Below are 22,276 nucleotides of genomic sequence, written 5' to 3'. Positions count from 1 at the left end.
GAAAGTTCGTAGGTTTAGGCTCTTTGTCTAATTTTTCGATATTCAACATAGTGCCGGCACCCTCACCTCCCCGAGAACTTTCATCATCCGGAGGAGTGATTGCCAAGCCTTCATGAACGTTACTGTGATAGTCGCAATGAAAGTACACGAACCGAACCCCTCTTTCCATATTTGTCGAAGTTATATTATGCCGGTCCCTTAGTAATCCTGAACAACGCGTTGCGAAGAAGGGGGTGTTAGGTCGGCATTCAGCTGTTGAGTTGAATGAGAACTGCTTTGACCGATTCGGTTTAAATCGTCGTTGCTTAATTGTTTATCTTGTTGCAATTTCGCCAAGGCTTGTTGATATAGAGTTAGGCGCTCGGTATCACCCAAGGCATTGGCGCGTTGAATCATTTCTTGTAACAAGGCGGCGCCTTGGCGCCAATCAGTATCCTTGACGTCGACAAAACGGCCGAAAAGCTTTGTTAGTTCCGCTTCATAATACAAATCATCGATTGACGTATCCCGCTCCGGGGGCTGAGCTTGATCGGTGAAGTTTACAAACACGGTGCTAGCGGTGCGTTGTGCCGCTAAATTCAAGGCAGGAATATCATAATCGAGGCGTGCGTCGACTATTTGACGGTTATTGCCTTGACTTGGGGCATCCAGGTTTGTTTTTAGCAAATATATGTTTCGTCTGTCGCGGCGGAGCGTCCCGATATTCAATTCAAGGCGGCTGTATTGATCATGTCCGGGCTTAGGTTCGAAATAACGCATTTCCGGAAATTGCTGATATACCTCGATATCCCGAATTTCCGGTGGAAAAATCAAATTGAGAAAAACGCGTTGAGCGATCGTGCGTTGGGTGTTGAGCAGCAAATTCTGAAACAAATTTTGAGCCTTTTCGGGGGTTTCGAGCAACTCGGTAAAACCGTTGGATGGCCCGGATAATCGCCTCATATAGGTAAAGTTAAAGTCTTTACCGACACCCAGGCAGTCTAATACGACACCTTGCCCAGTCAGCTCATCAATCAAGGTTGCGACGTTTGCCGGGTTCCCAGCATTTGCATTGCCATCGGTCAGAAATAAAACACGCTTATTATTGTTAAGCCAGTTGGGTAATATCTGTTTTACCATTCTCAACGCTGATTCGAAGTTGGTCCCGCCTCTGTGTAGGCTAAGCGCATCGATATGTTGTTCGATACGATTTCGCTGGTCGGCAGACAGGCCTGTGGCAATATGATGAGCGCGGCTATCGTAAAAGATAATCGATACTTTGTCTTGAGGGCTTAGCTGCGGCAAGATCGCTTTGGCTGCTTGCATTACGCCTTGGCGTTTGGTCATGTTGGGGATTCGATCAGAAAAGGGCTCATCCATCGAGCTACTGGCATCGAGCACCAGGCAAATGTCGCAGGCCATATCTGCTTGGGATTGTAAATCGGGGCCGGGTTCTATGTCGAGCCGGATCAACACGCACTGATCATTGTGTTTAGCCAACATATCTTTATTGAGCGAATAATTGATAAGAATTTCTTCAGCCATGGCTTTCTCCTTTCGATGAATCGGCTACATTTTCTTTTGCCGTCTGCGGCTGTTTTGTCGGCAACCGGCTTAATAATAAGGCTGTGATGTTATCGGTGCCATGCTCATCGTCTGCGGTGCGAACCAATTGACGAGCAATTTCTCGGCAGTTTTCGCCGCGAAGGCGGCTCATTTGTTGTTGCAACCAAATTTCTGCCGTTTTTTCACGACTCATATCGCTGATCTCCAATAAGCCGTCCGAACATAAAAGTAAAAAACTACTTTCCGCCATATTGCAGGTATCTATCGATAAACGGGGCTTTTCTTCGATAAAAAGCTGCCGTTCCGAATCATAACGGCATTGACCGACAACCCGAGTTAATTCGCTGCCCGCTTGAGGGGGTAGGGGTTCGAATAGATTTCGGTCCGACCTTTGTAGATTTTCGTTACGAAGATTATGATCTTCGGTCAAACGGACCGTCTTTTCAGAATCGATCAAATAGGCTCTGGAATCGCCCCAATGGCCTATCTTGACGTCTTGTCCAATCACGACTGCGAGCACCAGCGTCGTGGACATGGTTTGCATGTCGTGAATAGGCGTCGGGCTGTTTTCGTTGTTTTGCGCCTTGTGTTGCTCATAACAGCGATTGATTTCCGCAACGACCGCTTGTTGGCAGTCTGAAAATACTGTTTGTAAAAACGATTCCATTTCATTCAAACGTTGCCCTGTATCGGCAATCTGCGCAATATTTTGCAAGCGTCGCCGATAGCGGAATTCTTGGTCATCTACTTGGCGTTTGACCGTTTGGCTGGCAATTCGTCCTCGGCCCAATTGAGCGCTCGACACGCCGTCGGCAACGCCTAACATGACCGCATCGCCTTCACGCAAATAAAATAAAGCGTCTTCATTGTCGTTGCCGTTTTTACGTCGGCCATAAACGCTATCGCCGCCGATGTCGTAGTCAATATGGGTTAACAACGGCACATTTTGAGTGTTTCTTTGCAGTTCCTGTTGAAAGCTTTGCCAACAACTGATGGGCGTTTCTTCGCTTGTACTCGGTAATTGCAGATAGTGCCGCCAAAAATCCCGTAAATACGCCGGTAAACAAGGGTTATAGAGTCTAAATCGATCGACTTGTTCTTGCAGTGCGCCTTGATGTTGCGCGCGCGGCAAACGCGTAAGGGAATACAACAATGCGTAAGCGAAGGCATGGGTTACCGGGACATTCGGTTGCATGCTGTCCGGAAGGCTCAATTGGCGTAAGGAACCATGCATCCAGCCGACTTCCATTTTGGAAATCTTGATGTTTTGTGCGCTCAGGGCGTCTTTGTTTAAGTATTCCCAGTCAGGATCAATGCGTTCTCGGTAAAATGCGAAATAGTCAGGCTTAAAGCGGACGATAAACAGACCTTGTTGTGACAGGATAGTCAAAACCTGGGCGACTAGGCCGGTATCCCGAAGAAATTCGCTGCCAACGGACAGCCAGCTTTCGGTCTTGGCTTGATCCAATTCGGAAGCCCAATAAAGACCATTAAAGTCAAGTTTTTGCCTTTCGGTTTGCAGGGTTTCAAATTGCCTGCGGTCGTTCATGAACAGTTCGAAGCGATCCACCAAAATTTCATCCAGTGGGGATGACCAGTCCGGCCTGGGAAAATAAAGGTTAGACAATTGCTTGAGTTCAACCAATATCCGCTCCGGATTCGCAACATGGATGCCGGGGTATTGTTGTAATTCGAGCAAACCTTGTAAATGTTTTTCGATAAGACCTGTTACGTTATTTTGTGTTTTCGATTGAGTCTGTTTGTTCATGAGGTTTCCCTATTCAGTCCATCGACCCTTCGCCGCAACCCTTGCCATTCTCGTTCTTCCAACTCCAACCCATCGGCCAGCAAGCGTTCTTGTTCTTGCAGGTGATTGCGTATGGTTTCAGCCAGTTCATTGATCCGGTGTTGTCGGGTTTGTATGTGCTTTGCCAGGTCGGTGTCTCGTAAAGCGCGGAGACGATTTTCGCTTAATTCGGCTACGACTTGTTCGCGCCAGGGCAAAACTTCGCGTAGAGTTGTTAAAAGTTCGACTTCTTGTAGCAAGCTCTGCTTGTCTGTTGCCAAATGAGCGCAATCGGCTTCCAAATCGCGTTTTTTTTGGCGTAAAACGTTTAGTTCTTGTTGCGTGCGTTCGTGTTCGGCTTGAAGTTGTTGACAAGTGGCATTTAATTCAGTGGGCTCGGATGCGTAACTGTCGGCGCTGGCGATGATGAATTCTAAATAGTTTAGGAGTCTAAGAACTTGCTCTCGCCAGTGCCGATATTCGGTCGGACTGACTGTTCGCCAATCGTCGTCGGTTGTGGCGTATTGGTCCAATACGCTATTCAACACTCTAAGTAAAACAATTTCTCGCACTACGCCTTGCGAATGCAGGCCGTTTTGCAAGTCTTCCGCTAATTGTGTTGCGGTAAGCGGCATTTAGTCTCCTCCTAAAAGATAATCGCATTCGTTGCGGGGTGGAATATCGCTAAGTAACAAAGTATTCCGCTGTGCCAAGGTCGGTTGACTGCCTTGTGCTCTTAACTGTTGCATTCGACGCGCCAGACGGCCAATCGCAAGTTCCAGCAATTGTCCGGCTGTCCCGGCATTGCCGAATTGTTCGCCTTTGTTGGCAACCATCCAGTCAAACAACGTCAATAAAGAAGGCCGCAAATCCGGAGAAACTTGGTAGCCTTTTTTATCTGCGGCCATCATGAATACTTCAGTGAGTTCTTCGGCGTTGAAATCTTCAAACTCGATACGGGAAAAGCGACGCCTAAAACCGGGATCTAGCGAAAGCAGACGTTCTAACGGTGCGCTGTAACCGGCGAAAATGATACAAATTTCATGTTTGTGCTTTTCCATGAAGGCGGTAAAAGGCATTAATGCATTTTGGCCGTAGCCGTGTTCGCTAGCCAATTGATGGGCTTCGTCGATAAAAACGACACCGTTCAAGCCTTGGTCCAGAAGTTCGCGAACAGCGTTTTCGGTAGTGCCGAGATAGGAGCCGATTAAATCCGTGGCGCTACGTTCGATACATTTAGTTGTGGTTAATAATCCCATGCGTTTGAATTGCTGCGCCATCAGTCGGGCAACCGTGGTTTTTCCCGTGCCCGGGTTGCCGGCAAACAAATAGTGGCCCGGGGCAATCGGGTCGGTCGCAATGCCGCTTTCCTGACGCGCTTTGTCGTTTTCGAGTCGGTCGATCAAATCTTGAATTTGCCGCTTGACACTTGCGAGACCGATGAGTTGGTTCAACTCCTCCAAAGGTGCCGGTTGTTTTTGTTGCTGTCCAATTGTAAAGAATGCTTGATAACGTTCAGGAAAATGCCGAATATCTAAAGGTTCAGCGGTTGTCGTTTCACCCAAGTAATTATCCAATGTCGGCTGAAAAACATCTTCAATGACGGTACGTGCATTGCCGAAGTTTGACTCGCGGCTATCGTAAAGCTCTTGAAAAAAATCGGGCAGGGCATACGACAATGCCTGCGTCAAATCAATCGCAGGTTGATGCTGGCGACATTGCTGTAGAAAGACGCCATGTAATTGCTCCGGCGTCATGTCGGGTAAGTGGATTTTGGTGTTTAAGCGGGAGTCGAAGCCGGGGTTGCTGTCAATAAGCTCTTTTATTTCATTCGGGTAACCGGCGATGATGACAACCAATTCGTTTTGCAGGGCGGTCATCGCTTCCAGGAGTACCGTTAAGGCTTCGCGGCCGAAATCATTTTCGCCGCCCTGAGTCAAGCTGTAAGCCTCATCGATAAAAAGGACGCCGCCTCGGGCTTGAGCAATCACTTCCTCAGTTTTAAGGGCGGTTTGGCCAACATAACCCGCGACCAGATCTTGGCGTTTGACAATAACGGTATGCCCCGTTTCCAAGATGCCCGCATCACGGTAAATTTCACCGATTAATTTGGCGACAGTCGTTTTACCGGTACCCGGATTGCCCGTCAGAGCGATATGTAAATTACGGCCCGCACCGGGGCGGTGGGGTTGGGACAAGCGAGATAAATCGGTGCGGTCGGAATTTTGTGCGGATACGGGATGTTTTGTGTTTTCAAAGCGTTTGATGACTTTAGCCAGTGTTTTTTTCAAGTCGTCCATGCCGACCATTTGCTTCAAACGCTGGGCGGCAGATAATGATGAAAGGGACGCTTGTGTCATATTTTGTACTTCATTATTATCGAGTTTAAGCGATTGATTGCAAAGCCGGTCAAGTTGAACCTCTAGATCTTTGATGCCTTGGTTTTGTGTTTTCAGATAGCCGGTCAAGGCGGTGATGTGTCTGGCTAAATGCTGCCAATCGACTTGCAATCCTCGGCATAATCGATAGTAATCGATCAAGGCGGCGACTTCGTCGCGTTCAGGACTCGATAGTGCTAATAGCTGTGCCAAGCCGAGTTGCCGGCCCTGATTGTCCAGACGGTAGAGAATGTCCAAGACGGGTTTGTTACGCTCGAAATGTTCTTGTAAGCGGGGGCCTTCGAGACCATGTACAAATATGACTAGCAGGCGGTTATCAATGCCTAATTCGCGTAGATCTTTTTCCAGAAAGCCACGAAACTGCTCAACGCATGCACCCTGTTGAGCAAAATCGGGTAAATGGTCGCCATCGAAAATTACAGCCCCTCGTTTGCATTCATGACACAAGCGCCGAAGAATACCTAATATTTCGGTAAATCTCGCCATATTCGGATAACACAAACGGTCGTCAGCTGAGGATTGAGACGGTGTTGCCGTTTTAGATGCGGCGGCTGAGGCGGATTTGCGTAAACTCAAGCCGCCCGGACCTGCGGCAAGCGGCAAGGGTGATCGCGGTTTTGGTGCCGGCTGCGAAGAGGCAGGCGTGCCGCCGACAGGCGGTATAACCCAGTCCCGTGAGCTTTGATCGTAGAAATATAAACCGTGATGCGAATAGAACAAAATGGGGCCATAACCGCGCGCTTTGAGGTGGAGAAATAAAAACTCGTCAAAATGAATCGGCAAGCCGTTACCCAAAACAAAATTGTCCCGGGTTTTACCAAAGCAAAGAAATAAACGTTTTTGAAATTGATCGAAAGGCGAAGTAGTCATTTTCATGCGACCGTTTCCCTTAGGAAGCTTAATTGGTCGGGTAATTCTTTTGCGGGAATGCCGGCCATGAAGATTTCGTTTTGGTCGCCAATATGCAGCTCCAACTGCCGTGGGGCTCGGATAAAAGCATCGGATAGTTCCGCATAGACATCAGTCAAAAAATGGACGCGTTGGTTGCTGGAACCGCGAAGCCCCAATCCATCATTCAGCTCTTGACGATAGACGCCGTCAATCAATACGTCTACCCGCTGTAACAACGCGAGGCGCTGGCTATCGGCTTCTTCTTTTAGATAGTCTAGACGAAACCCGGTATAGACAATGACTGTGAAATTCGGGCGTACGGATTTGAGCGTATCGATCAATGTGCTGATTTCTCCAGCCTGTAAAAAGGGTTCTCCACCTGAGACTGTCAAGCCTTCAAGACCCGGTGTCTCCAAAATACGCCCTGCTATCTCATCAATGTCGAGCATCTGATTAGGAATATTCGGAATCCATGAAGGCGCTATGCATCCCGGGCAGTCGAAACAACAACCTTGTACCCACAATGCAAAGCGCCGCCCCGGTCCGAGCGATGCGGTAACGGGCAATAAGGCGGCCACATTGATTCCTGTCATTAGCGCTCTCCACCTTATGGCTTGTTTTGTGGGGTCTGTTGGCTTTGTTGCGTAGCCTTTTGCCTGAGTTGATTGAAATCTTTTCTTTGCTCGGGCGCATTACCGATTTCATAGCCTTTTTCACACTGCATGGGGCCTACCGACAAGCCTTGTTCTTGTAACTCTTGCCGTATGGTTTCCAGACGTTCGCCACGAACCGCTTCATTGGGACTTCTGTCATAGAAATTGATCGACAATTGATTGGCAAAATTCCGTTTGTCGGGGGTCACGATGGTTACGATCTGCTCTTGATTGCCGTTTTCCATTTTTAAATGATAGGCTTGTCTGAAATCGTCTTGCTCATAGGTGCTGTCAATCGGTCGATAGCCTAGCTCGGCAAGCTTTTCGGCAATCATTTCTTGCATGTCTCGACGATGTATGGACGATAACAACGCTTCTTTTGCGTTTTCCACCAATGTTCGCAACTCCTCTTGCGCGCTGTCGGCCATCGCTTGAATATGTTCCAGTTCGGTTTGGCTAAGACTCGCCTGGTCATTGTTTAATTGGTTGCTGAGGGACTTAACCCGCTCTTTTAATGCTTGCCAGGCATTTTGCGACCAGAAATTTACCTCTAATTGGAAGGTCTCGTTGTTTTCGAGTAAATAATCGATCAGTTGATGTTCGTCGATCAAGAGTAAGGCGGCAGTCGTGCTTTCTTGCGCCAGTTGCCAGGCGCTATCCCACTGCATTTCGATTAATTCCAGCCTATCGCGCAGTTGACGGGCTTGTAGATAGGCTTCTTGAGCAGTGGCGATCGCGGCTTGAAACAAATGCTGCTGGCGGTTGCTTTCAATCAGCTGAGCACGCTCCTGCAAAGTATTCCATTCACCCGGGGCAAATTGTCGATGACGATAGCTTTCATCGATATAGCGAATTTCTTCGGCTAGGGTTTCCGCCCAGGTTTGGGCAATATCTTCTTCTCTTTGCAGCCGGCTATCGATGCTGTTTTTTAATTGCAAAATATTGTTTTGCAGCAATTGACCTTGTTCTTGTAAGGCTTGATCGAAGTGTTGCTTTTGTTGTTGGACAAGCGTTCGGTATTCCTGACGTTGTTCGGCCAAATCGTGTTGGATCTTTTGATCGAGCTGCGAAATGCGCCGGTCGGTATAGTTTTGCTGTTGTATGACGGTTTCTTTGATTTTCTGTTGAAAGTCTTTTTTCTGCCGATCAAGGGCGGCACGCGACTCTCGCTCCAAGTTTTGCATGTCTTTACCCAAACGCCGCACATGCTGCTCGTACCGCGTTTCATTGCGTGCGATTTTGGCTTGCAAGTCTTTTTCGCGCTGGGCGCGTTGGCGATTTTGTTTTTCTAAAACTCGCCGTTGTGCTTCAGCGCTGTCGGCGCGGCGGGCTTGTTCGCGTAAGCGCTGCGCCTCTTCCGAAGGCATCGAAACTGTCGTGCATTTGGCTCCACTCATAATATTTTGTCCGTAAAGTTATTAGTTGATGCGTGTTAATAAACCCAATTCATAATCGGTTTCTGCCAATTCCGAAGCCGATAAAATACGGCCTTCCTCAAATCGGGTATTGAGTCTTAAAACGATAGCACGGTCGCCTGAGTGCATGGTAATGCGAACACGATTTTCAGGAACGTCAATGCCCAGTAATTGGGTCAAAAATTGTGCCGTAGCGCGGTGTCCGACAGCGGAAATGAAATCGTCTGCCAATATTGCGAGGGTTTGCTCGAGCGTTAAAGGGCCTTCAAAACGCCAGTCGCCATACTGAGTTAGAATGGGGCTGTTGATCAAGTAAGTCGTCATAAGTCTCACGTTAGTCGAACATTCGGCAAATGACATTGATTCGCTTGACGGAATCAAGCGAGCATGCCGAAGCTGTGGTTAAGATTAAGTGAGGTAAGCTTAGCAGAAATAGCCGGTAGGAAGCATCTTAACAATATTGTTAAACCTAAAAAGAGCAGTTGACATGTGTTGTAGACCGTTCGTGCCGAGCTAAGTCGAAGCATGAAGGGTCTACAACACTTTCACCGTCTTGGTGAAGCCTCAAACTACCGTTCACCCTTCGACGGGGCTCTCCTGAGCGCAGCCGAAGGGCTCAGGGCGAACGGTAGTTTGAGGCTCTCAACTGCTCTTTTTACTGTGAAAGATCGTAAATTTGGATTCATTATCTAATTTTTCGATATGCAAAACTCCGTTCTGGCAATGCCTGTTCCGGAGAGGGTGCGGTTGCTCGATCGACAGGCGTCGGCGGCAGGGACAGCCGCCGTCGAGCCTACATGGATGTATTCACGGCGTCCTGTCGGGCGAGTGACCGTACCCTCCCCACCAGAGAACTTTCATTTGCCGGGGCGATGGCTAGGCCTTCATGAACGTTAGGTTAAAGCCTTCGTATTAGAAGTTTCGATATCTACCTGGATGCGGGTGTAATTATTTGCTCAAGTCTAATCGTCTCCCTGTCCGGCGCCCCTTCTTGTCGAACTCCTGTCCGTCTTTTAGCCGGATATAGCCTTTCTCATACAAAACTCTGCCTTGACGATCCGATTGATAGATATTGCCGTGTCTTATCACCAAGTCTCGGCCCGGATCTCTCCGTCCTTGTCCGTCGTAAGCGCGAAGCCTTTGATCCGGCTGTTTTGAAAAAGCGACTCCGGAAATGGACAGTGCAATGAGCAAAACTAACGTTTTCATGATTTGACTCGCGACAACTTGGCTTATTAATACTAAGTCTATCCGTTTTGCTTATCCGGGGCTTGTTCTTTAATACCTTCGTAGACAGGGAACCGGTCGAACGTCTCACGTTCGTGAGGCAGAAACCGCTGGCAGTCTTAATCCCTTCGTAAACAGGGAACCGGTCGAACATCGCAGCTCAACCTGTGGAGACCCCTGCTCAACGTCTTAATCCCTTCGTAAACAGGGAACCGGTCGAACAAAGGTATAAAGAGAATAAACTCATGGATGAGGGTCTTAATCCCTTCGTAAACAGGGAACCGGTCGAACCGGGGATTCAAGTAAAATGGTTATTTCTACGTAGTCTTAATCCCTTCGTAAACAGGGAACCGGTCGAACTTTTCAACTGGAGAATGTCATGCTGTCACTAGCTGGTCTTAATCCCTTCGTAAACAGGGAACCGGTCGAACAAGAGAGTGGTTCGTGAACGACCGAAAAGAAAGAGTCTTAATCCCTTCGTAAACAGGGAACCGGTCGAACGCCCGGAGCATTCCCAAAAGGGTTAGAACCACTGTCTTAATCCCTTCGTAAACAGGGAACCGGTCGAACTCTCGCATGGTACGGACCGGAGGTCCCTATACGTCTTAATCCCTTCGTAAACAGGGAACCGGTCGAACGGCTTGAAAGGGATCTTCGAACCAGAATCGAAAGTCTTAATCCCTTCGTAAACAGGGAACCGGTCGAACTACGATCTGTTAGCTTATCGTACCAACATGAACGTCTTAATCCCTTCGTAAACAGGGAACCGGTCGAACCAAAACCCTTAACTTTGGAGATAAGAAAATGAAGTCTTAATCCCTTCGTAAACAGGGAACCGGTCGAACGGCAAGGATAGCTGCAGTAAGTATGTCGGAAAGTCTTAATCCCTTCGTAAACAGGGAACCGGTCGAACCTCTATGGATCTTCATAGCATGACACAGGCCACGTCTTAATCCCTTCGTAAACAGGGAACCGGTCGAACCCTTACCCACCTAAAAAATAGTTTATTATCATTATCTTGTAAGCGGTTTTCAGGAGACCGATTTTGACTTTTCAAGTTAGCCGTGAAACGTTCGACCGGTAGCTGCTTTTTTAACATCGATTAGCGTTTTGCGCAAGGGAGTTTTTGACCTAAAAACACAACGCGAGGGGCGTTTTCACGCTCTTTCCCAAGCGCCAGCTTCCTGTGAGCGACATAACCTCCGCAGATTCACAATCAACCCCGGCTTTCTCGTTCAATCTTCCTTGATTATCGGGAAGCTAGAGCTTCCTGAACAGGTTACCCAAGCTGGAGCTTGGGTAACAGAAAAGGGGTTCGGGGTGATTGTGTCTTAATCCCTTCGTAAACAGGGAGCCGGTCGAACTACCGTAACGAAGTGATTCGTCGCGTCGAGGAGGTCTTAATCCCTTCGTAAACAGGGAACCGGTCGAACCGTAGATCTTTAGGAGTTATGCTTCTCCCCCTAAGTCTTAATCCCTTCGTAAACAGGGAACCGGTCGAACGCCCAATTGGCCGAGTGTCAAGGTCAGTCATTGGTCTTAATCCCTTCGTAAACAGGGAACCGGTCGAACCAAAACTCAAGGAAGAGTGGTTTTTTAAAATTAAGTCTTAATCCCTTCGTAAACAGGGAACCGGTCGAACAATCCATAATAGGTGGTGCAAATCCAGCACCAACATGTCTTAATCCCTTCGTAAACAGGGAACCGGTCGAACCTTGATTCCCGAGTACACAGAGAAGTTTATGACAGTCTTAATCCCTTCGTAAACAGGGAACCGGTCGAACCCTTACCCACCTAAAAAATAGTTTATTATCATTATCTTGTAAGCGGTTTTCAGGAGACCGATTTTGACTTTTCAAGTTAGCCGTGAAACGTTCGACCGGTAGCTGCTTTTTTAACATCGATTAGCGTTTTGCGCAAGGGAGTTTTTGACCTAAAAACACAACGCGGGGGCCGCTTTGCACAACACGGGTTTTTTGCGGATGTAGTTTAAGACCCAATTTATCCAATTGGTACCTGGCGTATTCCATTGCCGCTCGCGCATTTTTTTCGCTGTCGGTAAATAATAAAAAATCATCGGCAAAACGCACGAACGGGATATTAGCCTCTGTGAGGCTCATGTCGAAATCATGCATGTACAAATTACACATCAAAGGCGATAAAATTGCCCCTTGCGGAATGCCTAAACGTTTGCCGAGTAAGCTTTTATGGTGGGCGCCTTGTTCCAGCCATACGGCAAGAAGCTTGAAGGTTTTATCATCGTCGACAAAGCCTTTGAGCCTCTTTAGGAGCCGGTTGTGCGGGATGTTGTCGAAAAACTTTTCAATGTCGGCATCTACCAGCCAAGCGCGGCCGCAGCGAACGTGTTCGCGGACTTTGGCAATGGCGTCGTTGACGCTTCGCTTGGGACGATAGGCGTAGCTATTATCGTGAAATAGCCGTTCGGCCTTGGGTTCCAGTACGATCAATAGTGCTCTCTGTATGAGTTTATCCGCCAAATATTGGGCCGTTATGATGCGCTGTTTGCCGTCGGCTTTTTGCATCGGAAATTGCCGCAAAGGTTTCGGGCGGTAAGTCCCTCTAAGAACGTCTTCTCTTAGCGTTAATATGTGATGCAATAAATTACTTTGCAACGCTTCCCGAGTCACTTGAGGCGACCACGGGGTGTGTTCGGTTTTTAAGCGATGCCAGCTTTGATCTATGATGTCCGGGGACATGGCTTGTTCCAATGGGCTTTCAGTCATCGCTCGGCTCCGCTTCCAGTGATTTCATGCATTCGCGTAAAACCGCTACTCGGCCGCGTATTTGTTCCGGCAGCGGCGCGCTAACGATCTTGCCGTTCTCCTCTGCTTGGCTGTTGCCGGCGTAACGTGGACACTGTTCACGAAATTCCGCCCAAAATCGGTAGAATAGAGGGCGGGCGCTTTTGGTCAGACGGCAGCCGTGGGCTTGACTGTAGTAGAAGTCTTGGGGTGTCAGTTCTTCGATAAATGCATACAAAGCGAAATCCACAGCGCTTCGGAATAATTCGGTAAAGTCCAAAGCCAAAGCTTCTCGTCCGGGCGCCGGTTGATGCAAAAAACCGAAGGCCGGATCCAGTCCTTCGCTGACTAGGATTTGCCGTATTTCTCCGGTGAGTAAGGTGTATCCTAGCGACAGTAAGGCATTGAATGGGTCTTGAGGCGGTCTTCGGTTTCGTCCGGAAAATCGCCATTGGGCCGGCAATGTTTCGGCTAAAGACGCGAACCAGGCATGGGCTAAAGCGCCTTCAAGTCCCATCATCGCTTGAATGTTTTGGCTTTGGTTTAGGTTTTCGGTTAGGGTATGGCGCTGTTGTTTAAAGGCGTTTTGTTGTGCTTCGCTCAAAACGTTAAGCGATAGGTCGTAACTGACAAATTTTTGGGCCAGAAACCAGCGGGCAATTGCGTGCGCATGGTTTTTGTTTTCGGCGCAGCGGTATTGCAGTCGTCGTAACGGTAATCGCTTCGCCAATCCCGATGCCAATACGACCGGTTCTTGCCCGCCGCGTAAGGATAGTAGGCAGGCTGGAATGGCGGCAGCCGACAAGGCTCGCCATACGGAAATATCGATGTTGGGTTTGCCGTAGACTATCATTTGTTCCAGAAGGTTGAGCGGTATGCGTTGCATCGGTTCGTGGTCGCGCCGGATGCAAAGGGTTTGGCTTTCGTAGCTAACGCTGACGGTGCGTTGGTCAATGATGAGTATCATGCGTGTTCTCCCGATAATCGCCGGAGCAGACGGGCCAATAGCGATGTGTTGTGCGCCACGTCGTCTTGTCCGGTTGCGATACCCCGAAACGATTGGTTTTGAATGCCGGCGCTCCAGATCGCTTTAGGGTGTTCGATAGGGTATAGACGAACATCGTCTTCGTGTGTGTGGGTGTAGGCGTCGACAAGTTGAATGATTTTTTGGATCTCTTTGTCGCCGGCTTCTACTAGAAATACTGATTTTTGCATTGCCATCGCTTGCTTGCTCAAGCGATAGTGAAATTTTTTTAATCGTTTTTCTTCTCTGATGTCGTAGCAGAGCAGATACCATTGCTTTTTCATTAGCCGATATACCATGCCGGTGTCTGAAACTGTATTTGAGCCCGTTTGGTCAGCGCCTTGGCCGGTCGCCGGCTGTCAAGCCAGACGAACAATAATTTGTCTTGTTGTTCGTCGATGATGTTGCAAAGTTGTAAGAGTAGTTCTTCCGATTGCCGCTTGTTTAGTCGGCATTCGAAGACCGAATATTGACTGCCGATTTGCCAAGCTTGTAGGCGCTTAAAGGCTTTGCGGCGGGTTTTGTTGTCGACGATGTCGTAGGCGAGGACGGCTTGGTTCTGCATCGTGTTTTCCATTTTTGGCGGGGTCGATTGGTATTAAACAAAATCCGAATCGATAAAGCTTGCTTAACAAATTTGTTGAACTATTCACTTGTCGGCATTTGGGGTTTAATAGCCCCTAACATGAATCACTTACTGAAAAAGACGCCTTATGAAACGCCGACAAATTACTAATAACTTGGTTAAAAAACACATGGAGACTTTTCATAAGCCCAAGACCCATACCGATAAAACTCAGTATCGGCGTCGTGCCAAGTATTCTAAAATCTTGGATCATTGTTAATTTGAGTATTATATTCGGTAGCCTTTTCTTGAATCGTTGTATGGGGGGGCGGCGAGCAGGCACGGTGCTGGATGGCGAAAACTTTATGCGCTTTCTTCACTGATTAGAACATCATCTCTCTAGATGGCTTGATTCAAGAGACTAAACTTTAGGTCTGGAAAAAATATCATAACAATTGGGGATTTTATGCAAATACTCGAAGCGAAATACGAAATTGTCACGCCGATTTTTATCGGCGGCGCTGATGCTAATGATAAACCTGAGCTTCGTCCGCCTTCCATCAAAGGTGCGCTTCGTTTTTGGTGGCGGGCCCTGCACTGGGGGCGTTATTTGCGCGAACAAGATAACGATGACATCGCTGCATTAAATGTACTGCATGAAAAAGAGGCCGAACTATTTGGTGCGGCAACACGGGAAAATCGTTATGGCCAAGGTCTTTTTCAGCTCAAATTAACCGATGTCAAAACGCAAGGCATCGAAAAATCATGGCCCAAAAATAATGAAGGCGGCGCCGGTTTTTTAGGTTATGGTTTAGATGCGACGCAAAGCGGCGATCCACATCGCAAGGGCATCGCTAACGGGACATTCACTCTGCAATTAGGTTTCAAAAAAACGGCTAATGAAGAACATATCCAACAATTGGAAGATACGCTTATCATTTGGGGCATGCTGGGCGGGTTAGGTAGTCGCGCTCGTCGAGGATTCGGTTCCGTCGCGATGACCAGCCTGAACGGCCATAGCTATCGCTTTGACACGACCGCTGCCTATTTCGACGCTATCAGCCAACGGCTCAATGCATTCGATCCAGCGCCTTCTATGCCTATTTATACCGCCTTTAGCCAGACCAGCCGAATTGTCGATGCCGGTCAGGGGCGGGATGTCAAACTACTCATGAATCGCTTAGGTGACCGCTACCGCGAAGCGCGCAAGCGAGCCGGTCGCGGTTTGAATAAGTTACCGTTTGGGTTGCCGTTAGCAGGCAATTACGGTGAAGCCGATGAAGACAATCGTCGTGCCGGTTCTTTGCTAATGCATTTGCATCCGGTCGGCAATGAGTATGTGTCAGTTATTACCTGGCTGCCCGCCATCTTTCATCCTGGTTATCCCAGTGGTAACCAACTCGATTTTTATTGCCCCGTACAAGCTTTTATTGACTCAATGGAGCAGGTTTACCCATGACACAGAGCTATTTCCACTTCACCCTCGGCCCGGTTCAGGGCTTCGTTGCCCAAGCTCGGCGTACACGGGATTTCTGGGCCGGTTCCTTTTTGTTGTCCTGGCTATCGGCGGTGGCGATGCGCGCAGTTATTCAACAACAAGGGGAAATCATTTTTCCGAAAGCGGATCAGAACTACTTGAATTGGCTGGAAGGCAAAGACAAAGACAAAGACACCTCGCCGCAACAAGGCTGCGTACCTAACCGTTTCAAAGGCGGCTTAGCCAGAGTTCCTGCCGATTTCCAACCTCAGCAAGTCGTGGACAGCATCCAACAAGCCTGGATGGCGTTGGGTGAATGCGTCTGGCATAACGATTTGGCGGCGTGCTCTGAGCAAACGCGTGCCATTTGGCAGCGGCAAGTCCAGCATTTTTGGGAAATCAGTTGGGCCTTGTCTGCGGATGTAAACGAAAGCAATCTGTTGGATCGACGTAAAAACTGGCGCAGTTATTTGCCGCCCGAAGAAACAGGCGTTAAATGCATGATGATGGACGGCTGGCAAGAACTGTCCGGTATTGCCTCTCCGAATAGCAAAGATTTGGCAAGATTCTGGCGGGCTTTGCGCCAAAACGGGCAGCGTGGTATGGGCAGCGATTTGCGGGAACACGAATATCTGTGCGCCATCGCCTTGATTAAACGCCGTTTCGCGCGTTATTTCCACGAATTGACTGTACCGATGCCGGGAGGCTGGAGGCTGTCCGGTTGGTCAGTTAACCCGGCTGTGCCATCGGTAGCCTACATGGCCGCTGCTCCCTGGTTGGCGAAAGTGCTCGACCAAGCGCCGGAATCCGCTTTGCGGGATTTTCACGATGCCGCAAAACAACTGACTGCCAGTTATGGCGAATATGCAACGGATTTACAGTGTATCAATAATATTTTGGACAAATACCCCGAACGAAAACTGTTGTGGTACACCAAAAACCTCGATGGCAACGTGTTCTTCGAGGCGGCGTTGGATAATGAAAATATCTATGCCAATCAAACTCTAGCGCAACAAACCAAGAAAAAGCTGAACGCGCTGCGCCGCTCACTCCCCGAAACCATCGAATCGGTCAGCCCGTTCTACGCGGTGTTGATGATGGACGGCGATTCGCTGGGTAGTCACATGAGCGATGTCAATAAACAGCAACATATCAGCGATGGACTGAATCAATTCACTCAAGGTGTGCCGGAAATTGTCGAAGAAAACAGCGGTTTTCTGGTTTATGCCGGTGGAGACGATGTGTTAGCGCTGTTACCGCTGGAGTTTGCACTGAAATGCGCTCAGGCGCTGCGCAGTCACTATTTAACATGCTTTGCCGCTTGGCCAGACATCAATACGACGCTATCCGGCGCGATTGAATACGCCCATATTCGGATGCCGTTGGGTAAGGTGCTGTCCGACGCCCATCAGTTACTGGATGACATCGCCAAAGAACATACCGGACGCGATGCCATTGCGGTACGGGTTTGGAAGCCTGGCGGTCAACATCTGCAATGGGCTATGCCGTGGGAAAAAGCGTTGAATAAAGACGGCGAAGTCATCATGCAGACGCTAGCCGATGATTTCGCCAAGGACCAACAAAAAACGCCGTTTTCCAATAGTTTTTTCTTTCATGTCGAAGAACGCTTTGCCTTGGTTAATCGGGGTGATGTTCAACCGTTTTCGAATGACGAGCTAGTGGATCTGATTGCTGCCGATTATTTGAGCTCGGGGGTTCATCGCGTCGCGCAAGAACAGTCTAAGATTACGCTCGAACAGGCGCGTCAACGTTTACAGGACTTATTGAGTCAATGTTTTCTAATCAAGCGACACGTTGACGAAAGCAAAGTAATCTATAACCGCAGCGCAAGACTCGATACCGATGCATTGCAACTGGTGCGCTTTTTAGCGCAAAAAGGAGTTGATCATGGCTAAAAAACACAAAAAAACTAAAGCGCCTCAAGTCAATCCACGCAAACAACAGCGACAACAGCATTCAATGTCTGCTCCAAACCCCTCGACGCCCACTCCCCAGTCGCCGCATCCAGCACCAACGGCCAATGCCAAGCGCTCGGCGCTGCCCAGTGACGATACCCTAACGGTACGTTTTGAAGCGCTCGACACCTGGTTTTTTCGCGAATCAAGGCCGCATGATGCCGTTGGTGCCAGCGAATTGAGCAGCTTGTTTCCTCCACCCATGCGAACCTTGATCGGTGCCTTACGGACCTTTTTAGGCGAACAAATTGGCTTGAACTGGTCGGATTTAGCGAGCACCCAGCTACCGGATTTTGATTTTACGGCGACGTTTGGCGATTCTGAAAACTTGGGCTTATTGCACTGCCGAGGTTCTTGGTTGGTTTATCAAGGCCAACGCTTGTATCCAGCTCCGTTGTATTTAATGCAACAGGACAAAAACATGGCCCGATTACAGCCTGGCAAAGCGGTTTATTGTGATTTAGGCCGGGTTCGCTTGCCAGAATTGTGCGCTGGATTAAAAGGTTATAAAGCCCTGGACCAACGCTGGCTCACCGAGCAAGGCTGGCTAACGTGTCTGCAAGGCCAAGAACCCGATGCAAAAGACATTATCGGCCCGGAACAATTGTTTACACCCGAAGCTCGCCTGGGTATTGCCCGCGATATCAGCACCCGCGCCGTTCAAAAAAGTAAACTATATCAAACCCGACATCTCCGCCTACAGCCTTCGGTCGCCGTCGAAATCGAAGTCAGTGGTATACCCGAAAACATACGGATGCGGTTAAACCCATCAGCCATCATACGATTAGGTGGAGAAGGGCGCATGGCAGCGGTTTATCACGAAGCGACGATTCAGCCTTCCCCCCGAATCAATGGCCAAGTCTGCCAAACGTTCAGCCTGCATTTCGTCACCCCGGCGGATTTCAACGGCCAACTATACCCGGCAAACTTTGAAAAAACCTATCAGGATGGCCAAACGGTTTGGCTCGGTGAACTGGCCGGTATTCCTTTTCACATCGAATCGGCGGTGCTTGGCAAAGTTCACCGCGAAGGTGGCTGGGATATGCAGCGACATCAACCTCGCCCGGTCAAAAGTCTGATTCCGGCAGGCAGTGTTTGGTTCTGTCGGCTAGCACAAAAAATAGAATGGGGCACTTTATTGGAACAACTCCACGGCCTCCATATCGGACACGGAACTGCCTGGGGGCGTGGTCACATCGCGCTCGGCCAATGGCACGACTCACATTACGCATAAAATACGATAGGAAGCAGATATGACAAGCAAAAACGCATTGTTGGGCCTATGGGCCGAAACTTCAATTCATGCCGGTGCCGGTAGTTCGGTACAAGGCATTGATCTGCCGATACAACGCGAAGCGCACAGCGGTTGGCCCTGTGTCTATGGTTCGGCGGTCAAAGGTGCGCTGCGCGCAAAAGCTGAAGATAAAATCGGCAAAAACGACAGTATTGACTATGTGTTTGGCCCCGATACCGATCATGCCGCCGATCACGCAGGAGCTTTGTTGGTAGGTGATGCTCGCTTATTACTGCTGCCGGTACGTTCCTTAAACAGCCACTTCAAATGGGTTACCTGCCCGGCGATTCTTGAACGCCTGCAACGCGACAGCCAACGCTTAAACATCCCTATGGCCTTCAAAGTACCTGATAAGCCTTTAGACAACCAAGCTTGGCAAGCCGAAAACAGAGAGGGTGATTTATTTTTGGAAGAATACCGCTTTCAACCGCAGCAAAAAGACTTATCTGCCCTGATAACGACGCTGCACCAACTTAGCGGTATGAGCGAAGTTGCATTGCACGCGCAACTGGTTATCGTCTCAGACAATCAATTCAGCTATTTATCGCGTTATGCTACGGCAGTAGCCGCGCATATTGCCATCGACAACGCCAGCAAAACGGTCAAGCCGGGCGCACTTTGGTACGAAGAAACCTTGCCGCCGGAAACCCTGTTGTACAGTGCCTTGAGCGCTCAGCGTTCGCGGGATGATGAGCACCGACTCAGCGCTGAACAAGTGCTACATTGCATTACTCAAAACCTGTTTGGTGATTTTCCTTATCTACAACTAGGCGGTAACGAAACGGTCGGCATGGGTTGGTGTAAAGTCACCGTTAGCGAAGCAGGAGCTTGAACATGACGCAAACCATCGAACAACAACGGGCGGCCTTTGCCTTGACACGCATCAAAGCTTTACCCCCGCAATTGAGACCAGAACAACAAAAAGAATTCATTAGCTATGCCAGTAGCTTACCGGCGATGATCCACATGAACGGCTTGGGTCAAGCGATGGCATTTTGCCGGTTGAAAGGAAATGAACGGGAATCCTACCAACAACTGTATCAACTGGTTTCCGATTGGTTATGCCTAACAGGCCAACCTTATGCGGGTAAACACGATGTTTTGGACGGCATTACCCAGTGTGACATGGCGTATTATCAACTCGCCCAAGCAGAAGCCCTGGTGTTTTTGAGCTGGGTTAAAAAATTGGCGAAAGTCTTTTTAGCGGAGGACAACGGATGAGCACACCTCTTTACGCCTGCGATGAATGGCCGAACCAAAAACCCGATCAGGCGCATGGCGGCTTATGGTTCGACCGTTTTTTCAATCGTTACAGTCCAAACTGGACATTGGTAGACACCGCCAAAAAAAGCTGGATTGATACCGTCACCAACTTGACCGTCACCGGCAATGACGAGCAATTAGCCGAAACCAATGCCCGACAACTGACGTTGGTTTCGCATCTCAACGGGCGCAGTGAACGCTATACTAGCGATTGGCATTTCGTCAGCGGCATGGGCAATCCGCATCCGGTGGAAAACGGCATGAGTTGGCATCCGACCTTAGCCGTACCTTATCTGGCCGGTTCAGCCGTGAAAGGCTTGGTGCGCGCATGGGTGGAAAGCAACGAAGATGGCCTGTCAGAACAAAATCAAAAAGCCCGTTTGCGCGCTTGGTTCGGCACCGAATATAAAGGCGATGTTGCCGAACAAGCCGGTGGGCTGATTTTTTTCGACGCGCTGCCGGATCGCAGACCAACCTTGCTCTGTGACATCATGACGCCGCACATGGGTAAATGGTACAGCGAAGGTGACCAAGTCTGTTTGAATAGCCCTGATAAACTGCCCGCCGACTGGCATGAACCGGTGCCAATTCCTTTTCTGGCGGTGCGCGATATACGCTTGATTTTTAGTATCGCTCCGCGTCAAGCGGCTCTGGCCGAGCAACTCGATGCCGTATTTGATGCCTTGAATAATGCACTAGAATGGCTAGGCGCCGGTGCCAAAACTGCCACGGGTTATGGCTACCTAAGCTTGGATTCGACTTATGCCGAAGAAAAACAAGCTATCCAAAAAAAACAGGCGCGGCAAGCCAAACAAGCAACGCTGACCGAAGAGCAAAAGGAAATCGAAAAACTGCGCCAACAATTCGAGGACAAGCAAAGCAAAAACATCACCGAAGCCATTGGTGGCCCACTGTACAATGACCTAAAAAAGTTGGTCGAACAAACCGACGCCTGGCCGGAGGCGGAAAGGGCTGAATTACTTGAATTGGCGCAAAGCATAGTAGTTTATGTGAATGCCAAGAAAAGCGCCAAAGCCAAAGAGCTGCTCCAGCGCTTACGGAACTAAACCATGCAAGCACTTACAGCCCATCGTTATCAATTCAACTGCCGCGCCTTAGAGTCTTTGCGTTTTGGCTTTTACAGCGGATCCATGCTCCGCGGCGCTTTTGGCAACGCTTTGCGGAAAACGGTCTGCGTCACGCGCTTGGACGATTGCAATGCTTGTTTACTTCAACGGCAATGCAACTACCCGAAAGTCTTCGAGACCCCGCCGCCACGCAACAGTACATTTCAGCAATTTAGCCGCATTCCACAGCCCTTTGTACTAGAGCCGCCACCGATGGGCGCTAAACATTTAGCGGAAGGGGAGCCTTTTGCCTTCAACCTGGTCTTGATCGGACAAGCCGTCGCGTGTCTACCCATCATCATTTTTGCAATCCAGCGCGCCTTAGAACATGGGCTCGGTAAGCATAGAGCGAAGGCCGAACTGGTAGACGTCGTTTTCGAACCGGGACATGTTGTCGAAACAAAATTGTATTGCGCCGACGAAGGACAATTGCTTTCTGCGCCGGCTTTTCAATTACCCGCTCTGGATGACCGGGAGCAGATTACTTTGCAAGTTATGACGCCCTTGAGAATTCAACAAAAAGGCCAAATTTTGTCGGAGAAAATGACAGGCAAAGATTTTCTGATGGCGCTGATTCGGCGCTATTATCTGCTTCAGGAATTTCATGGGATTGATTATCAGTCGCCTGACTTTCATGAGCTAGCCAAACAGGCCGAAGCGGTATGGAGTCGCAACCGGTTTAGCTGGTGTCAATGGAAGCGTTACTCCTCTCGCCAAAAACAAACCATGAGTTTTACCGGAGTACTGGGTGAAATGCAACTGACCGGGCCATTATCAAGCTTTCTGCCCTATTTGACTCAGGGGCAATGGCTCCATGTCGGCAATAAAACCACCTTTGGCATGGGAGGATACCGAATCATTGACTGAATGGT

General features: G+C 49.0%; 19 protein-coding genes and 2 CRISPR repeat arrays. Of the genes, 7 read left to right on the top strand and 12 right to left on the bottom strand.

The window, feature by feature from the left end:
- Positions 1-198: 198 nt before the first annotated feature.
- The 12 genes from WJM45_RS14015 to cas2 (WJM45_RS13960) form a co-directional block, all read right to left on the bottom strand.
- Entirely contained in the window at positions 199-1,524 is a 1,326-nt protein-coding gene (locus WJM45_RS14015; protein ID WP_341325709.1) for a VWA domain-containing protein, read from the bottom strand.
- The gene (locus WJM45_RS14010; RefSeq protein ID WP_341325708.1) at positions 1,517-3,313 is read right to left on the bottom strand and encodes a protein phosphatase 2C domain-containing protein; all 1,797 of its coding nucleotides are present in this window, start codon (positions 3,311-3,313) and stop codon (positions 1,517-1,519) included. Before WJM45_RS14010 ends, WJM45_RS14015 begins: the two co-directional genes overlap by 8 nt.
- A complete protein-coding gene (locus WJM45_RS14005) occupies positions 3,310-3,966 on the bottom strand; it encodes a hypothetical protein (protein ID WP_341325707.1) in 657 nt (218 codons plus the stop codon). The genes WJM45_RS14010 and WJM45_RS14005 overlap by 4 nt, the downstream gene beginning before the upstream one ends.
- A complete protein-coding gene (locus tag WJM45_RS14000) occupies positions 3,967-6,606 on the bottom strand; it encodes an AAA family ATPase (protein ID WP_341325706.1) in 2,640 nt (879 codons plus the stop codon).
- Entirely contained in the window at positions 6,603-7,214 is a 612-nt protein-coding gene (locus WJM45_RS13995; RefSeq protein WP_341325705.1) for a 4Fe-4S single cluster domain-containing protein, read from the bottom strand. Before WJM45_RS13995 ends, WJM45_RS14000 begins: the two co-directional genes overlap by 4 nt.
- Positions 7,215-7,228: 14 nt before the next feature.
- Positions 7,229-8,671, bottom strand: coding sequence for a hypothetical protein (locus WJM45_RS13990; protein ID WP_341325704.1), 1,443 nt, complete (start codon positions 8,669-8,671; stop codon positions 7,229-7,231).
- Positions 8,672-8,692: 21 nt separating this feature from the next.
- Positions 8,693-9,013: a DUF1874 domain-containing protein gene (locus WJM45_RS13985; RefSeq protein WP_341325703.1), complete on the bottom strand. Its 321-nt coding sequence runs from the start codon at positions 9,011-9,013 to the stop codon at positions 8,693-8,695.
- 624 nt (positions 9,014-9,637) lie between these two features.
- Positions 9,638-9,898: a hypothetical protein gene (locus WJM45_RS13980; protein WP_341325702.1), complete on the bottom strand. Its 261-nt coding sequence runs from the start codon at positions 9,896-9,898 to the stop codon at positions 9,638-9,640.
- A gap of 66 nt (positions 9,899-9,964) precedes the next feature.
- Positions 9,965-10,898: a CRISPR direct-repeat array (repeat unit 36 nt; unit sequence GTCTTAATCCCTTCGTAAACAGGGAACCGGTCGAAC).
- Positions 10,899-11,244: 346 nt separating this feature from the next.
- Positions 11,245-11,700: a CRISPR direct-repeat array (repeat unit 36 nt; unit sequence GTCTTAATCCCTTCGTAAACAGGGAACCGGTCGAAC).
- 120 nt (positions 11,701-11,820) lie between these two features.
- Positions 11,821-12,660 carry a reverse transcriptase domain-containing protein gene (locus WJM45_RS13975; RefSeq protein WP_341325701.1) on the bottom strand — a complete coding sequence of 280 codons (840 nt, stop codon included), beginning with the start codon at positions 12,658-12,660 and terminating at the stop codon, positions 11,821-11,823.
- Complete coding sequence (gene cas1, locus WJM45_RS13970) at positions 12,653-13,645, bottom strand: CRISPR-associated endonuclease Cas1 (protein WP_341325700.1); 993 nt, start codon at positions 13,643-13,645, stop codon at positions 12,653-12,655. Before cas1 ends, WJM45_RS13975 begins: the two co-directional genes overlap by 8 nt.
- Complete coding sequence (cas2, locus tag WJM45_RS13965) at positions 13,642-13,986, bottom strand: CRISPR-associated endonuclease Cas2 (protein ID WP_341325699.1); 345 nt, start codon at positions 13,984-13,986, stop codon at positions 13,642-13,644. The genes cas1 and cas2 (WJM45_RS13965) overlap by 4 nt, the downstream gene beginning before the upstream one ends.
- A complete protein-coding gene (gene cas2 / locus WJM45_RS13960; protein WP_341325698.1) occupies positions 13,986-14,267 on the bottom strand; it encodes a CRISPR-associated endonuclease Cas2 in 282 nt (93 codons plus the stop codon). The genes cas2 (WJM45_RS13965) and cas2 (WJM45_RS13960) overlap by 1 nt, the downstream gene beginning before the upstream one ends.
- Positions 14,268-14,733: 466 nt before the next feature.
- Here cas2 (WJM45_RS13960) and cmr1 point away from each other — a divergent pair, with 466 nt between their 5' ends.
- Genes cmr1 through cas6 form a run of 7 tightly spaced genes read left to right on the top strand, consistent with a single transcriptional unit; the run spans position 14,734 to position 22,271 of the window.
- Positions 14,734-15,726, top strand: coding sequence for a type III-B CRISPR module RAMP protein Cmr1 (gene cmr1 / locus WJM45_RS13955; protein ID WP_341325697.1), 993 nt, complete (start codon positions 14,734-14,736; stop codon positions 15,724-15,726).
- Positions 15,723-17,660: a type III-B CRISPR-associated protein Cas10/Cmr2 gene (cas10, locus tag WJM45_RS13950; RefSeq protein WP_341325696.1), complete on the top strand. Its 1,938-nt coding sequence runs from the start codon at positions 15,723-15,725 to the stop codon at positions 17,658-17,660. The genes cmr1 and cas10 overlap by 4 nt, the downstream gene beginning before the upstream one ends.
- The gene (locus WJM45_RS13945) at positions 17,653-18,954 is read left to right on the top strand and encodes a type III-B CRISPR module-associated Cmr3 family protein (protein ID WP_341325695.1); all 1,302 of its coding nucleotides are present in this window, start codon (positions 17,653-17,655) and stop codon (positions 18,952-18,954) included. Before cas10 ends, WJM45_RS13945 begins: the two co-directional genes overlap by 8 nt.
- Positions 18,955-18,973: 19 nt before the next feature.
- A complete protein-coding gene (gene cmr4, locus WJM45_RS13940) occupies positions 18,974-19,846 on the top strand; it encodes a type III-B CRISPR module RAMP protein Cmr4 (protein WP_341325694.1) in 873 nt (290 codons plus the stop codon).
- Between the two features lie 2 nt (positions 19,847-19,848).
- Positions 19,849-20,235: a type III-B CRISPR module-associated protein Cmr5 gene (cmr5, locus tag WJM45_RS13935; protein ID WP_341325693.1), complete on the top strand. Its 387-nt coding sequence runs from the start codon at positions 19,849-19,851 to the stop codon at positions 20,233-20,235.
- Positions 20,232-21,344: a type III-B CRISPR module RAMP protein Cmr6 gene (cmr6, locus tag WJM45_RS13930; RefSeq protein ID WP_341325692.1), complete on the top strand. Its 1,113-nt coding sequence runs from the start codon at positions 20,232-20,234 to the stop codon at positions 21,342-21,344. The genes cmr5 and cmr6 overlap by 4 nt, the downstream gene beginning before the upstream one ends.
- A 3-nt stretch (positions 21,345-21,347) precedes the next feature.
- Positions 21,348-22,271 (top strand): CRISPR system precrRNA processing endoribonuclease RAMP protein Cas6, encoded by a 924-nt coding sequence (gene cas6, locus WJM45_RS13925; RefSeq protein ID WP_341325691.1) that lies wholly within the window; start codon positions 21,348-21,350, stop codon positions 22,269-22,271.
- Positions 22,272-22,276 lie beyond the last annotated feature (5 nt).

This window comes from Methylotuvimicrobium sp. KM2, assembly GCF_038051925.1.
Classification (GTDB): Bacteria; Pseudomonadota; Gammaproteobacteria; order Methylococcales; family Methylomonadaceae; genus Methylotuvimicrobium.
The sequence above is the reverse complement of the archived record's forward strand: the minus strand, read 5'-3'. Positions and strand labels throughout refer to the sequence as shown.

Coding starts and splice junctions, on each gene's coding strand:
- WJM45_RS14015 (WP_341325709.1), bottom strand. CDS start 1,524: ATGGCTGAAGAAATTCTTATCAATTATTCGCTCAATAAAGATATGTTG.
- WJM45_RS14010 (WP_341325708.1), bottom strand. CDS start 3,313: ATGAACAAACAGACTCAATCGAAAACACAAAATAACGTAACAGGTCTT.
- WJM45_RS14005 (WP_341325707.1), bottom strand. CDS start 3,966: ATGCCGCTTACCGCAACACAATTAGCGGAAGACTTGCAAAACGGCCTG.
- WJM45_RS14000 (WP_341325706.1), bottom strand. CDS start 6,606: ATGAAAATGACTACTTCGCCTTTCGATCAATTTCAAAAACGTTTATTT.
- WJM45_RS13995 (WP_341325705.1), bottom strand. CDS start 7,214: ATGACAGGAATCAATGTGGCCGCCTTATTGCCCGTTACCGCATCGCTC.
- WJM45_RS13990 (WP_341325704.1), bottom strand. CDS start 8,671: ATGAGTGGAGCCAAATGCACGACAGTTTCGATGCCTTCGGAAGAGGCG.
- WJM45_RS13985 (WP_341325703.1), bottom strand. CDS start 9,013: ATGACGACTTACTTGATCAACAGCCCCATTCTAACTCAGTATGGCGAC.
- WJM45_RS13980 (WP_341325702.1), bottom strand. CDS start 9,898: ATGAAAACGTTAGTTTTGCTCATTGCACTGTCCATTTCCGGAGTCGCT.
- WJM45_RS13975 (WP_341325701.1), bottom strand. CDS start 12,660: ATGACTGAAAGCCCATTGGAACAAGCCATGTCCCCGGACATCATAGAT.
- cas1 (WP_341325700.1), bottom strand. CDS start 13,645: ATGATACTCATCATTGACCAACGCACCGTCAGCGTTAGCTACGAAAGC.
- cas2 (WP_341325699.1), bottom strand. CDS start 13,986: ATGAAAAAGCAATGGTATCTGCTCTGCTACGACATCAGAGAAGAAAAA.
- cas2 (WP_341325698.1), bottom strand. CDS start 14,267: ATGCAGAACCAAGCCGTCCTCGCCTACGACATCGTCGACAACAAAACC.
- cmr1 (WP_341325697.1), top strand. CDS start 14,734: ATGCAAATACTCGAAGCGAAATACGAAATTGTCACGCCGATTTTTATC.
- cas10 (WP_341325696.1), top strand. CDS start 15,723: ATGACACAGAGCTATTTCCACTTCACCCTCGGCCCGGTTCAGGGCTTC.
- WJM45_RS13945 (WP_341325695.1), top strand. CDS start 17,653: ATGGCTAAAAAACACAAAAAAACTAAAGCGCCTCAAGTCAATCCACGC.
- cmr4 (WP_341325694.1), top strand. CDS start 18,974: ATGACAAGCAAAAACGCATTGTTGGGCCTATGGGCCGAAACTTCAATT.
- cmr5 (WP_341325693.1), top strand. CDS start 19,849: ATGACGCAAACCATCGAACAACAACGGGCGGCCTTTGCCTTGACACGC.
- cmr6 (WP_341325692.1), top strand. CDS start 20,232: ATGAGCACACCTCTTTACGCCTGCGATGAATGGCCGAACCAAAAACCC.
- cas6 (WP_341325691.1), top strand. CDS start 21,348: ATGCAAGCACTTACAGCCCATCGTTATCAATTCAACTGCCGCGCCTTA.